The 13,217-nt window shown below is 55.3% G+C and carries 16 protein-coding genes and 1 other RNA gene; 3 read left to right on the forward strand and 14 right to left on the reverse strand.

Annotation, left to right across the window (positions count from 1 at the left end):
• Positions 1-6: 6 nt before the first annotated feature.
• Positions 7-420, reverse strand: a complete 414-nt coding sequence (locus tag JUE67_RS09030) for an SdpI family protein (RefSeq protein WP_125697161.1) — start codon at positions 418-420, stop codon at positions 7-9.
• A gap of 112 nt (positions 421-532) precedes the next feature.
• On the opposite strand from JUE67_RS09030, the gene ssrA reads away from it, so the two are divergent.
• Together ssrA and JUE67_RS09040 are read left to right on the forward strand one after the other, a co-directional pair.
• Positions 533-897: a transfer-messenger RNA gene (gene ssrA / locus JUE67_RS09035) on the forward strand.
• 171 nt (positions 898-1,068) lie between these two features.
• Positions 1,069-1,587, forward strand: coding sequence for a hypothetical protein (locus JUE67_RS09040; protein ID WP_203628256.1), 519 nt, complete (start codon positions 1,069-1,071; stop codon positions 1,585-1,587).
• Positions 1,588-1,639: 52 nt separating this feature from the next.
• Here JUE67_RS09040 and JUE67_RS09045 read toward each other — a convergent pair whose 3' ends face one another.
• The 13 genes from JUE67_RS09045 to JUE67_RS09105 all read right to left on the reverse strand — a co-directional run bounded on the left by JUE67_RS09045 (position 1,640) and on the right by JUE67_RS09105 (position 11,254).
• Positions 1,640-2,965: an amino acid permease gene (locus JUE67_RS09045; RefSeq protein ID WP_203628271.1), complete on the reverse strand. Its 1,326-nt coding sequence runs from the start codon at positions 2,963-2,965 to the stop codon at positions 1,640-1,642.
• Between the two features lie 160 nt (positions 2,966-3,125).
• The gene (locus tag JUE67_RS09050) at positions 3,126-3,584 is read right to left on the reverse strand and encodes a hypothetical protein (RefSeq protein WP_125697159.1); all 459 of its coding nucleotides are present in this window, start codon (positions 3,582-3,584) and stop codon (positions 3,126-3,128) included.
• A gap of 60 nt (positions 3,585-3,644) precedes the next feature.
• Positions 3,645-4,841: an acetate/propionate family kinase gene (locus JUE67_RS09055; RefSeq protein WP_203628255.1), complete on the reverse strand. Its 1,197-nt coding sequence runs from the start codon at positions 4,839-4,841 to the stop codon at positions 3,645-3,647.
• A gap of 46 nt (positions 4,842-4,887) precedes the next feature.
• Positions 4,888-5,907, reverse strand: coding sequence for a class I SAM-dependent methyltransferase (locus JUE67_RS09060; protein WP_203628254.1), 1,020 nt, complete (start codon positions 5,905-5,907; stop codon positions 4,888-4,890).
• A 112-nt stretch (positions 5,908-6,019) separates the two neighbouring features.
• Complete coding sequence (locus tag JUE67_RS09065) at positions 6,020-6,211, reverse strand: hypothetical protein (protein ID WP_203628253.1); 192 nt, start codon at positions 6,209-6,211, stop codon at positions 6,020-6,022.
• Positions 6,195-6,674, reverse strand: a complete 480-nt coding sequence (locus JUE67_RS09070; protein WP_203628252.1) for a hypothetical protein — start codon at positions 6,672-6,674, stop codon at positions 6,195-6,197. Before JUE67_RS09070 ends, JUE67_RS09065 begins: the two co-directional genes overlap by 17 nt.
• A complete protein-coding gene (locus JUE67_RS09075; RefSeq protein WP_203628251.1) occupies positions 6,637-6,936 on the reverse strand; it encodes a hypothetical protein in 300 nt (99 codons plus the stop codon). The genes JUE67_RS09070 and JUE67_RS09075 overlap by 38 nt, the downstream gene beginning before the upstream one ends.
• An 11-nt stretch (positions 6,937-6,947) precedes the next feature.
• Complete coding sequence (locus JUE67_RS09080) at positions 6,948-7,433, reverse strand: prepilin-type N-terminal cleavage/methylation domain-containing protein (protein WP_225877947.1); 486 nt, start codon at positions 7,431-7,433, stop codon at positions 6,948-6,950.
• A complete protein-coding gene (locus tag JUE67_RS09085; protein WP_203628249.1) occupies positions 7,430-7,750 on the reverse strand; it encodes a type II secretion system protein in 321 nt (106 codons plus the stop codon). Before JUE67_RS09085 ends, JUE67_RS09080 begins: the two co-directional genes overlap by 4 nt.
• A complete protein-coding gene (locus tag JUE67_RS09090) occupies positions 7,747-8,724 on the reverse strand; it encodes a type II secretion system F family protein (RefSeq protein WP_203628248.1) in 978 nt (325 codons plus the stop codon). Before JUE67_RS09090 ends, JUE67_RS09085 begins: the two co-directional genes overlap by 4 nt.
• Positions 8,721-9,578 carry an ATPase, T2SS/T4P/T4SS family gene (locus JUE67_RS09095; protein ID WP_203628247.1) on the reverse strand — a complete coding sequence of 286 codons (858 nt, stop codon included), beginning with the start codon at positions 9,576-9,578 and terminating at the stop codon, positions 8,721-8,723. The genes JUE67_RS09090 and JUE67_RS09095 overlap by 4 nt, the downstream gene beginning before the upstream one ends.
• 116 nt (positions 9,579-9,694) lie before the next feature.
• Positions 9,695-10,438 carry a YebC/PmpR family DNA-binding transcriptional regulator gene (locus tag JUE67_RS09100; protein WP_203628246.1) on the reverse strand — a complete coding sequence of 248 codons (744 nt, stop codon included), beginning with the start codon at positions 10,436-10,438 and terminating at the stop codon, positions 9,695-9,697.
• Between the two features lie 327 nt (positions 10,439-10,765).
• On the reverse strand, positions 10,766-11,254 hold the full coding sequence (locus JUE67_RS09105; protein WP_225877946.1) for a VanZ family protein: 489 nt from the start codon (positions 11,252-11,254) through the stop codon (positions 10,766-10,768).
• 74 nt (positions 11,255-11,328) lie between these two features.
• On the opposite strand from JUE67_RS09105, the gene JUE67_RS09110 reads away from it, so the two are divergent.
• The gene (locus JUE67_RS09110; RefSeq protein WP_203628245.1) at positions 11,329-13,131 is read left to right on the forward strand and encodes a M3 family oligoendopeptidase; all 1,803 of its coding nucleotides are present in this window, start codon (positions 11,329-11,331) and stop codon (positions 13,129-13,131) included.
• Positions 13,132-13,217 lie beyond the last annotated feature (86 nt).

The following is a 13,217-nucleotide window of genomic DNA, read 5'->3' on the forward strand; positions in this document are numbered from 1 at the left end:
GGGGCCTCACTTTCGTTGATCACGGTAGCCTTGCCGGTAGCGGTGAGCGGAACGCGCCTTGAGCGCCTCGTCCGGATCCACATAGTCGGTCGGCATCGCGTCATGAGCTGTCAAATATTGCTTCAATTTGCTTTCAGTATAGGTGAACATCGGCAGAAACAAGAGCACGGCCAAAATCAGCCAAATGATGAAAAAGCCTTCCCAGTGTAAGGCTCTGATCGCAGCCCCCGCCGCGATCTCAAGCGTCCCGGTCACCAGTAGTGCATTGCGCGCCCATTTTTGCGCCAACACGAACCCCTCATCCGTGACGCGGGCCAGGTATGAGACATACCCGTAAAAGCTACTTGGCTTTTTTGCCGGTGCGATCAAAAAGAGGACACCGATCACAAACTGGACAGCGCCAGCGATCATAAAAATCATACCGAATTCTCCTATCACCAAATTGTAACTTATATTTTATATCCAGCCTAGCACCCTGGCCAAACTTTGACAAACCTTTCTGGTCCATGCTATCATGACGGTTGCAACTATCGGGGGTGTAATGGTCTCGACATTGGTCTTCGCGCATGTAGTGCACTCCGGAGGCTCGGCTCCGTCATCAACGGAAACAGTTAATTTAACTGCAAAAAACGAAAATTCTTACGCCCTGGCTGCTTAATAACAGCTTAGCGTGATCTGCCCGTTGTCGCTCAAGCGGCGGTGTCAGGTCTCAAATCATTGAGCTACGGCGTCTCCTGCCGCCTGAGGGAGCCGCAAGAGATTCTCAGGATAGCCCTCGCGCGTTAGCCTAGCCGGTTGGCGCGGCGCGTTGGCGAAATTCAAATGAATCGACTATGAGTGTAGAGCTGGGTGTAGCAGGGCTGATGGACAGGAGTTCGATTCTCCTCACCTCCATTGGGTAAATATCAATTTTTCCACAGTTACTGGTGTAATAGGCTTTCTTGGTGACGATCAGTTCCTGATCAGGACCAACTAATCGTGTGAAATGCAGTCACAAATGGGTCTCCAGCCGCAGAGTTTGCGGCCAGCGGAGGCCCTTTCTGTTTATAAATGAAAGGACTGGTAACAATGACCCAAACACGTCTGACAAATCGACCACGCAAACGGCGCTGGCCAAAGATCCTCCTCGCGATCGGGCTGACGCTCATCATTTTGATTGGCCTAGGCGTCGCCTTTTTCCCGCAAGTCAATAATGGCCTGCGCACACTGGCAGGCGGCAACACTCCTGCCGATAACGTGGTCAAGGACCAGATCGTTCAGCGCATTGACGCGGCAAAAAATGGCAACCCAGACACCGACGCGACGCTGGATCAGGTCGCATCGACGCTCAAGGCCACCAAAATGAGTACGATCGTCGCCGCCGCCCAGAGTCAAACCAAGGCGGCGGACTTACTTCAGAGCGCCGCCAGTCTATCCAGCACCCAAGCCAAGGCTGCAGCGCAGGTGCTTTTTTCCGAAAGTCAGCTGCAGCCACTGCGGGAGGCCCTGGCCAAAGGTGATTTCTACGGGGCGTACAAGGCTTATAAGACTGTCAGCGAAACAGGCGCCGCACAAGCGCTCAAAGCCGCGATCGTCAATGAGCAATGAGTGTAAAAAAGTCGAGGTCAAGATCCCTCGACTTTTTTGATTCCGTCTCGTTTTAGGCGCGCCGTTCTTGCAAGCGGTACGCGATGGCTAAAAAGATCAGCCAAGCGATCGCCAGGAGTTCCGCGATCGCCGTTTCTTGGCGCAGCATCATCACCACCGCGATCATCAGCAAGAAAGCCAACACAAACCAGTCCGCCACAGGAAATAGCGGCGCGGGAAAGGCAGTCTTGCCGGGATGTGCTTTTTTGAACCGGAGATGCGCCAAAATGATCATGCTCCACACAAACAGGAAGCTAGTCGTCGCGACACTTGAGATGACGCTGAACACGTGATCCGGCAATACCATGTTGAGCAGCACTGCCACCGCGATCACAAGCGCCGAGCCGACGATCGCGCGGGCTGGCACTTGGCGGCGCGACAAATGAGAGAACCAGTGCAATTTTCCCTTCGTCGGCAGCGTGAGCGAAAACAGCATGCGGCCGGTCGAAAACAGGCTAGAATTGCAGGCCGACGCCGCGGCGGTCAGCACCACAAAGTTGATCACATCCGCCGCGATCTTAATGCCGACATTGTTGAACACCTGAACAAACGGACTGGCATTTGCACTGAAGGTGTTCCAAGGATAAATGCACATCAGGACAAACAAGGCCCCAATATAAAACAAAATGATCCGCACGGGTAATTTGTTGATGGCCTCGGGAATCACCTTCTCAGGATCTTGCGCCTCACCGGCTGTCATCCCGACCATTTCGATGCCGACGAAACTGAAGGTCACCATTTGAAACGATAAGAAGAACCCACGGACCCCAGTTGGAAAAAAACCGCCAAACGCCGTGAGATTGTGCAAGCTGGCATGGCCCACCGCGGTGCGGTAATGAAAGCCGATCATCACGGCCCCGATGGCGATCAACGCGATGATTGCGGCCACCTTGATCAGCGCAAACCAAAATTCCGTTTCGCCGAACGCCCCCACAGAGATCAGATTAAGCAGCGCCAGCAACGCCAATGCGATCAGTCCAGGCACCCATTGCGGCAGGCCTGGGAGCCAGAACCGAATGTAGAGTCCGATCGCCGTCACTTCCGCCATCGCGATCGCGATCCAGCAGACCCAATACGTCCAGCCGGTGATGAACGCCCAGCGCGGCCCCAAATAGCGGTTGATGAAATCCACAAAGGAGTGCTGATCGACATCCGACAGCATCAGCTCACCCAATGCGCGCATCAAGGCAAAACACATGATGCCAGCCAACAGATACGCCAGCAAGATCGACGGGCCCGCCAAGTGAATCGATTGGCCCGCCCCCAAAAATAAGCCGGTCCCGATCGTGCCGCCGATCGCGATCAATTGGATGTGGCGACTCTTTAAACTGCGGGCCATTTGCGGCTGGTGTGTGCTGTGCTGCGTCAATCAACATCGTTCCCTTCTATTCCTTAGAATCAGTATACGCGGCAAGCGGCCCAGCTTCCTCCCAATGACGAATCAAAAAGCGGCATGAATCGCGTCACGCCGCTTTTATTACTACTTTCATGAAAGTTGTTCACTGCACGATGATCACGCGCTGTGGGTCCATCCGCCGCTTCAAAAACTTCGCGACGAACTTTGGATCATCTTTAAACCGCATTTTCACCACGGTCACCGAACCGACCATCGCCTGCATGCTGGTGCCGCTAGTCCCATCTGCCTGCAACCGAATCGCGGAAAAGGTGCGGTAGGCGCGCACACTACCCAGGCCATTGATGACGGCACTGGTGGTGAGCCCGCGTTGCCAAAAAGCGAAGATCAGAAACATCCCGCAGATGAAAAACCCGCTCACATACTCATCCACGGTCTTTGAGATCACCAGGGTCATCGCCAGAATCAGGCCGGCTGCAACCAGATAAAAGATTCGCCAGCCCCGCCGCGCCCGGGCCGCGTAGACCACCTGCCGCCGAAACAGCCCGACTGCCACAGCCGCAACGATGAAGACGACGATATATAAAATACTCGTCCACTGCATCACAGCACCTCTTTTCTAAAGAAGGTGGGCCGCCCAAATGTGCGACCCAGCCTCTTATTTTTAACCTAAATGTGCAAGGCGCACAACATCGCGGGCGATCATCAATTCCTCGTTGGTTGGCACCAGAAGTACGGCGACCGGCGAGTCATCGCTGGAGATCACACGTTCAACTGTGTCGACGTCATTCAAAACAGGATCGAGTTTCGGGCCAAAGACGGACAGGCCATCGATGATTCGCTGACGCATCTTCGGATCGCCTTCGCCCATGCCACCGGCAAAGACCAACGCGTCGATGCCGCCCATTTCGGCAATGTAGCCGGCCACGTATTTGATGACGCGGTTGACGAAAATGTCGATCGCCAGCTGTGACTGTGGGCGAGTCTCACGCGTTTTTTCCAGTTCACGCATGTCAGGTGACAATTCCGACAGCGCAACCAAGCCGCTTTCGTTGTTAAGAATGTCGATCATCTCTTGCGGATCCTTCAAACCGAGCTTTTGCTGCAAAAAGGCAACCAGCGACGGATCGATGTCACCGCTGCGCGTGCTCATCGTGATCCCAGCCAACGGTGTGAAGCCCATCGAGGTATCAAACGATTTGCCATCTTTTTCCGCGGTGATCGAAGCACCAGAGCCCAAATGCAAGGTGACCATCTTCAAGTCCTTGAGGTCCTTGCCAAGCATCTCGGCTGCACGATGGGACACGTAGCGGTGGCTGGTCCCATGGGCGCCATATTTACGCGCGCCAAACTTTTCGTAATACTCGCGCTTGATCGAGTACAGGTAATTCATTTTCGGCATGGTTGTGTGGAAAGACGTGTCAAAGACGCCGACTTCCGGCACGCCTGGCAGCAGGTGCATAAACGCCTGAATGCCGTCAGCTTCAGCTGGGTTGTGCAGTGGCGCATAATCTGACAGTGCGCGCACTTCTTTCAGCGACGCCGCATCGATCACTTCAGATTCTTTAAACCGTTCGCCGCCTGCGACGATGCGGTGGCCAATGCCTTCGATCTCTTTGTAATCGCCGATGATCTTGAGATCGATCAGCGCCTTCAGCAACAGGTCAACGGCCATGTCTGCCGTTGGAATGTCCTGGTTCACTAAGTATTGCTGGCCATCGCCATACTTGACCTTGAATTTGGAATTCGGCAGGCCCATCCGATCGACCATGCCACTTGCGATCACGGTCTCCTCTGGCATTTCAAACAATTTGAACTTCAACGTCGAACTGCCGGCGTTGATAGCGAGAATCTTTGTCATCAGTACATCTCCTTAAACGGGATCGATCAATGACCCCTGGTTAATTTCAGTGGTGCGCGGGGGCGAGGTTGGTCGCCGCCCAGCGATTCACGTCGCCGATAAAGCGACTGAATGCCTGTTTATCATTGAGCGCGGGAAATGTGCCCAACAGAACTTGGTTGACGCGCTTCGCCGAACCACCCGGCCGCTGCAAGACCAGCAACGATTTTTCAGCGGCCTTGCTCGCAAAGAAGTCCTCAGGCAGATTCAAGAGGCCCTGCAGGTAGGTCGTTTTTGCCAGCCATGCGGTCAGGCCCTTCGCTTCATCCGTCTGAAAAACGTTGCTCGGCACGAAAAACAGCCCGAGTCCGCCAGGCTTCAAGAAGTGCAGGCTCTGCTCAAGTAGCAGATGATGCACATACGAGTGGCCAGACGCAGCGGCCGTGGCAAACTGCTTGGCGCGCTCATCCACCGGATAGTACCCGACCGGCAGATCCGCCACGACCAGGTCCGCCTGCGTGACCGGCGGCGTGGCCAGCGCATCTTGGTGAAAATACTGGGCATCTTGATGCTGCAACTGACCGCTCATGGCCGCAAATGCTAACAGGTCCTCGTCATTATCGATCAGCACCCCTGTTGTGGTCACCTTCAATGCGGCATGCAACTGATTCATCACCGCAAAGATCAGATTGCCACTGCCTGCCACTGGATCGACCACCGTGACTGGGCTGCTCAGAGAGCCCGCAAAGATCGTGACGAGATATGTCGCCAGACTCGCCATTGCATCGGGCGTCACCTGTTTGTTTGGCTCGATGCCATCGCGCCTGATCGCCTCGACCAACAGTAACTGCAGCGCCTGACGGATGTCTTCTGCAGAAAAAGCACCCAGGTCGATCTGATCATACTGGTCCTGCATCTTGGCCGCCGTTTCTGCATCCGGCTTGCCGTCCTCCTGCTTCACAGCTCCCGCTTGGAGGTTTTCGCCAGACTCGATCGCACTAGCCAAAAAGCTGGTACCCAGCTGTTTCGCCAGCATCGTCGTTGTTTGCTCTAGCACTGTGTAAAGCGACTTCAACTCGTTTGCCAAGCGTCTCCCTCCTTTGATAATACAAGTTCCATTTTACCTATGAGACAGACCAGTTTCAAGGTTTTAAAAAAGCCGATGGGCACGGTTACAACCGCGCCGCATCGGCATTCACTCATGGCCCGTCAGACAGGTCGGCCTGCCAGTATGCCCGCCAGGCACTTTGAAGGCGCACTGTCAGCGTCTGACTGCGCTGTTGATAACTGAGACGCCACTGCGTCATTTCAGCCATGAGCGCCGCCCCGGCCAATGTCATCAACGCAAAAATGGCGATGGCAACTATCAGTGCACTACCGCGTCGCCGCATCCCCCTCACGCTCCTTTGGTGACGACTGGGACAGAATCCCAGAAAATTCGATCTGTTGTGGCGTCTTGAAGGTCCATTTGATCTCCCCATTGGCTAACGGTGCAAGTGTCCACTTGGCGATGCCGATCGCGAGTGGATTAAAGCCTGGGGTCCGGAACAAATACGGCCCAGTTGGCTTGATCCCCGCCGCGACAGTCAGCGCGCCAGCTGGGGTCGTCACCTGCCATTCATCCCCTGCCTCGGCGTGGTTGATCGTCATCGTCGTCGCCTGTTGCGCCATCTCCTCCAGCCGCGTCTGGGCGCTCATAGCCAACAAGTAATCCCGATCTGGCCAGGCCGCCACCAAAAATCCCCGAAGGACCGGCCGCCAAAGTAAAACGACCGCCACAAATAATGCCACCGCGATCATGGCCTCGACCATGGTGTTACCGCGCCGTCTCATTCCCGGATAGGAAAAATTCATAGTGGTGTCCCTCCCCCGTCACCAGGATGCCGGTTTCGGTCAGCTGAATTTGCCAATTCTCGAGCCCGTATCTGACAGTGGCCGCCAATTCGTCAGTCTTTTGGCCCCGCCCCTGAAGCTCGTGGAGTCCGATCAGCGCCGCCTCTTTGGCCGACATTTCCAGCCGCGCCGGCTTCACATTCCGCAAATAAAAAGATTGAATCAGGACCAGCCATGACGCGGCGAGCACCAGCACCATTAAGGCCGCAAGATGTTCCGCCATGGTACTCCCCTTTAATCGCGATACCACCGCAATTCCCCCCAACTCATCTGTGAACTGACCGACTCGCTGTGGCCATCCGCAAAATCAAAGATCAACGTGACTAGCCCGCTGAATGAATCACCACCTTGATAGACCATTTCCGCATCGGCTGGGAAAAAAACATTTTTTGCCTTGGGCCAGCGCAAAGAGACCCCTTTTGGCAGAACAAAAGTCTGCGTCGTGACGGCGGTCTCCCATTTTCCGGCGCTCATTTTTTCCGGCCACGGCCCCACCCGCACCCACTGGTCATAATAGGAAGCAACCAGTCGTGCGCGTTGTCCAGTTCGCGCCGTCGCCAGTCTTTGGGCGCGCCAGCTTGCCTGCCAAGCCTGCATAAAATGTTGCGCAGTCTGCCGCGCGATCAGCTGATTGGCGCCTGTAAGTGCAGCGGTCAAAAGTAGCGTCGCCACCACAAGACTGGCTAGGACCTCGATCAAGGTAAACCCCCGCCGCCTCATGGGCGAATCCGAAACTGCGGCGGGTCGCTGGTCAGATCAAATGTGGCGGTCCCAGTTAACCGATCCAGCTGCTCCTTGGAGATGATTCCTTGCGTCACGAGATCCTGCGTACTGGTCGGTTTCACCCAGCCAACCTGCTGGGCGGTAATGACGAGTTGCGCGTTGACTGTTTCGACCAGTATCCGATTATTTTGGCGATTAGCCTGCTGAACTTGACTGTTGATCGTTGCGACCAGTGCCACTGTGAGGACCACGATCAAAACGATGGCGGCCAAGACTTCGATCAGGGTAAACCCACGTCGTCTTTTGTGTCTCATGTTCCCATTCCTCCGATCTGTTGATAAAGAGGCAATAAAACGGTCAGATAGACCAGCACGATCTGGCTACCGATCACTAAAAACAGCAGCGGCTGCACCACCGCGACGGCCTTGGCCAAACCACTCTGCAATCTGGCAAATTGCTGTGCCGCCAATAACTCGATTCCATTGACAACTTGTTCGCGGGGTAAACCCAGCGCAAGCAGTGCGGGCAGACTTTGCGGAATCAACGGATGATGAAGCACCTCGGCCACCGTTGCCCCACCACTGAGGCTGACTGTCGCCTGACGCCCAACTTTGGCAAGCGGACCGGCTGGCATGGCCCCCAGATGTGCCAAATAATCGGTCAGTTGCTGGCCCGTAAGCAGGTAGGCCTGGCTCCCAGTCATGAACTGGTATTGGTAAAACAGGGTCATCATGCGCCGAACCACAGGCACGCGCATGGCAAGGGTGGCACGCGCGGCGGCCGGCACAAACCGCCACCCTAACGCGCCGAAACCGCCTGCGAGTGCCATCGTCCCTGACAGTCCGATCGACCACCACGCAGCCGGACCAACTGGCAATTCAAGCAAGGGTAATGCAACGGCCAATAGCGCGACCTGCAAAATCGCTAGCAGGCCCAGCAGCACCGCTGGATAAACGAGCTGTTGCGCCAAGTGCCGCCGCTGCATTTGCTGCATCTGCATCAAACTTGCACTGGTGGCCAACGCTCGGCTCAGCGCCCCATGTCCTTCCGCCAAGGTCACCTGAAAAACGATCGGCGAAGCGAATCCCTGACCCGTCAGCGCCTGACTGAAGCGAACGCCGCCTGTCAGCGCGCGCTGCAAGGCATTGAGCACCGCTGCTGCTTGCGGCATGGCGATCAACAGGTAGCTGATCGCCGTTTGCAGGGAAAAACCGGCCTCGAGTAATTGGGCAAGCGTACTCGCAAATTGAACTTGCTGGCTGGAAGAGAGTCGTTTGGCTTTTTTCATGCGCCGAACAGCCCCCTTTTTTCAACGGCTGGCAACAGATCAAGCTGCGCATGAATCACCGGCTCGACCGCAAGCTGTAAATACCCACTGACGCGCAACGCTGCTTGGACATATGGGGCGGCGATACCCAATGCCTGTAATCGCATCGCCACCCCTTGCGCAGAGCGCGCATGAATCGTGGTCAGGACGACGTGGCCGGACAATGCCGCTTCAATGCCGGCCTGCGCCGTCGCACGATCCCGAATCTCACCGATCACCAGGACATCGGGGCGATGCCGCAGCGCGGCCTTTAACAGCGCCTCGTAGGTCATCCCTGCTTGGGGATTGACCTGCAGCTGAACGAAGGCCGGCGCGAGAATCTCCACCGGGTCTTCGATCGTCAGCACCATCTTATTTCTGGCCAACTCGCGCGCAACTTGATACAAGAGTGTCGTCTTTCCGGCGCCAGTTGGCCCCGCCAACGCGATCATGCCGCCGCTCTCCGCTGCATTGACCAACGTCTCGACAAGCGGCCTACTATAGCTGTCGAGCGCCGGAATGCCATAAAGCAAGCGAATGACCATGGTCTCTCGATCTAAATGATCGCCCACCGTCGACAGACGCATTTGCGCCGCGACATCCGTCAACGTCAGCCGCCCGATCTGCACACGGCGCTGCTCGACCAGATTCATCCCCGCCGCAAACTTTAAGGTGTTGAGCCACCGTCTGCCTTCTTCACCCGGCAACGGCTCGCGTTGACTGAGCCCGCCCGGTTGCCGCTTGACCAGCTGATAGTCCTTGCCATCCGGAATCAAATAGACATCACTACTCGATTCCGCGACGGCCTGTTGCAAATACATCACGACTGGATCCATTTTTTCACCCCCGCATTGAATGATTTCGCAATTAGGGAAAAAAACGCACCCAGTCGAAAAAAGAATCAAAAAAACGCGTGACTCAGTTTCCCGAATCACGCGTTTAGTAAAAGTGCTCAGTCTTCGTCTGGCTCGTCTGGCCATTCAGCCGACGTGTAAACATTTTGAACGTCATCGTTATCTTCCAGGGCGTCGATCATGTTCTGGAAAGTCTCGACCTTGTCCGCCGGAATCGCCACAGTGTTTTGCGGGACCATGGTCAATTCAGCCGTGCTGAAGTGGAAGCCTTGTTCCTCCAACGAATCGCGAACCGTACTGAAATCTTTTGGATCAGTGAAAATCTCGAATTGGTCGTCGGATGATTGCAGATCGTCGGCGCCAGCCTCCATCACTGCTTCAAGCATCTGATCCTCATCAACATCGAGGCCTTCGCGTTCGATCACGAAGTAGCCTTTGCGGTCAAACATATAAGAGACCGCACCGGCGCTTGCCATCGTGCCGCCATGGCGGGTGACCGCCACACGCACATCCGAGCTCGTCCGGTTCTTGTTATCGGTCAAAGCCTCGACGAGAACGCCGATACCTGCTGGCCCATAGCCTTCATATTGAACTTCATCGTATTGTGTCGTGTCGCCGCCCTCGGCCTTATCAAGCGCGCGCTTGATATTGTCTTTCGGCATGTTGGCAGCACGGGCCTTGTCCATGACTAGTCGAAGCGAAGGGTTGTTGTTGGGGTCAGAACCACCTGTTCTCGCAGCCATAAAGAGCTCACGGGAGATCTTTTGAAAAATTTTGCCACGCTTGGCATCTTGGGCGTTCTTACGACCTTGAATGTTATGCCATTTGGAGTGTCCTGACATGATTAACCCTCTTTTCTGATTTTTAAAGCCAAAAATGGCTCATAAACGTTTGTAGTATACCAAAAAACAGACACACGAACAATAGAAACAAGGTGCGAAGCGCGGCGTTTAGGTCTGAGCGGCTAGGCTGGCTTGGGTGCTTGAGGCGTACTTGGCCTCGAGTACACAAGCCACCTGGACGCCTCGGACCTGCCGCGCGGAGCCCAATTACAAGGTGCGAAGCCGAGCGCTTAGGTCTGAGCGGCTGGGCTGGCTTGGGTGCTCGAGGCGTACTTGCCAGAGGTACCCACGCTGATCTCAAGGTGCAAACCCGAGCGTTCACATCCCCTAGCCCCACCGCTTCGGCCGCCGCCACGCCATCAGCAACACGATCAGAATCCCCACACAAGCGGCGCAAGTATCCAGTAGAACGTCCTGAAAAAGCGGCGAACGGCCTCCCGTCACCATCTGATGTGCCTCATCCAATGCAGCCACCCCACAGGCGGAAAGGCCAACCATAACAGCCCGCAATCCCCGTGGCTGAATATTTTTTCGCAGCGCGATCATCATCACCCCTGCCAGTATCAAAAAGGTCAGGACATGCGCCGCCTTGCGGATAAAAAATTCGATAAAGTTGAAATACCCCAGATGCGCGATCGAGATCGTGGTCCCGGCGTAATCAAAATCAACACCCGCCAATTGCGACCGAAATGGCTGACTGGCCAGCATTTTTTCAAACAAGGGAATCAGCGACTGCTGGCGATAGGTCATGGCCGAGCTGATGAACAGCGCCACCAACAAAGCGCCGCCCACGATTAACCAAACATTGCGTTTCAACGAACGCCCCTCTTTCTTAACGCGCACCACACACGTATACTGACATTAATATATAGCAAACGGAGGCTTAATATATGAAGTATTCGATCAACTGGAATCTTGACTCGATCTTTCCCGGCGGCATTGCATCCCCGCAGCTGAAAGCCCGGATGGCAGATTGCGAAGCGAAGATGCCGACCCTGGAACAAGCCATTAACGACTGGGACGCGGCGAGCGACACTGATTTTTCACAGGCCAAGGCGATTCTCAGCCTGCAAGAAAATGTCGAAAATGGCCTGGCCACGATCGCCACTTTTGCAAATATGTCCCTTAGCGCCGACACCAGTAATCAGCAGGCCGGCGTCGTGTTGAACCAGGTCCAAGTGCTGGGCACACAGCTGCAGCAGATCACCCTGCCGTTGATCAAAAAGCTGACCGCGTTGGATGATGCGACATTTTCAAAACTCGTTGCGACTCCTGGGCTGGATACTGTCGCGTTTGGCCTCAACGAACTGCGCACCCAGGGCAAAGAGTTGCTCGACGACCAAAGCGAGGCGATGATCAGCCAACTCGCCTTGGATGGCTTCAACGGTTGGAGCAGTCACTACGATACGTTGAGTGCTGACCTCCATTTTCCAGTCACCATCGACGGCAAGCAGCTTTCTTTGTCAGCTGGTCAGGCGCAAAATCGCTTTGAATCGGACCCAGACCCGAAAGTCCGCGAGACTGTTTTCAACAGCTGGGAAACGACCTGGTCGCAACACGCCGCCCCGTTTGCGGATACGCTCAACCATTTGGCCGGTTTTCGCCTGACGAACAACCGCCTGCATGGGACCACCGACTACATGCACAAGCCGCTGCAACTCAATCGCATGAGCCAGACCACTCTCGATCAAATGTGGGCGACTGTTTCGGCAAATAAAAAGCCGTTTGTCGCCTACCTCGACCAAAAAGCCAAGCTGATGGGCACGGCGCAGATGACGTGGCATGATCAGTGGGCCCCAGTCACGGTTGGCGATTACACCCCAAAGGTCTACACGTTCGACGAAGCCGCTGAATTCATTATCGCAAACTTCGCCAAGTTCTCCCAGAAAATGGCCGACTTTGCGGAATACGCCTTTGACCACGCGTGGATCGAGGCCGAAGATCGACCAGGCAAGCGGCCAGGCGGTTACATGACCTCTGTGCCGGATGTCAAAGAGGCCCGGATCTTCATGACTTTTGACGGTTCAGCCGCGGGCGTCTCCACGATCGCGCATGAACTGGGGCACGCGTTCCACTCGAGCCTGCTCAAAGACATGCCGAGCATGCGCCGTGATTACGCCATGAACGTGGCAGAAACAGCGTCCACATTTGCCGAATTGATCGTTGCGGATGCCACGGTCAAAGCCGCGACTTCCCCGGAAGAAAAGCTCAATTTGTTGGATGCCAAAATGAGCAATCCGTTGGCCATGCTGCTGAACATCCATGCACGCTACCTTTTTGAGCGCAGCTTCTATGACGCCCGGCAGCAAGGCACTGTCACGGTCGACCAACTGCGCACGCTGATGACGCAGGCACAAGAGACCGCCTATGCAGGTGGCCTGGCCGATTTCGACCCGATGTTCTGGGCCGATAAGCTCCACTTTTTCATCGACGATGTGCCGTTTTACAACTTCCCGTACACCTTTGGCTACCTCTTCTCCAGCGGTATTTATGCCAAGGCCCAGCAGAGCGGCAGCAATTTCGAAGACGATTATATCGCGCTGCTCAAGGACACCGCGAATATGGACACCGAAACGTTGGCGAAAAAACACCTCGGCGTCGATCTCACGAAACCGGACTTTTGGCAGCAAGGCATCGACCTAGCCGCCAAAGATGCGCAGACCTTCATCGACCTGTCGCAACAATATCTATAACCCATTGACCCAAAATAAAATCGCCACCGAGGCAAAAATCTCGGTGGCGATTTTTTGTGTACAGATCGGTTTATCCCTGCGAAGCC

The organism is Lacticaseibacillus mingshuiensis, from assembly GCF_016861785.1.
GTDB lineage: Bacteria > Bacillota > Bacilli > Lactobacillales > Lactobacillaceae > Lacticaseibacillus > Lacticaseibacillus mingshuiensis.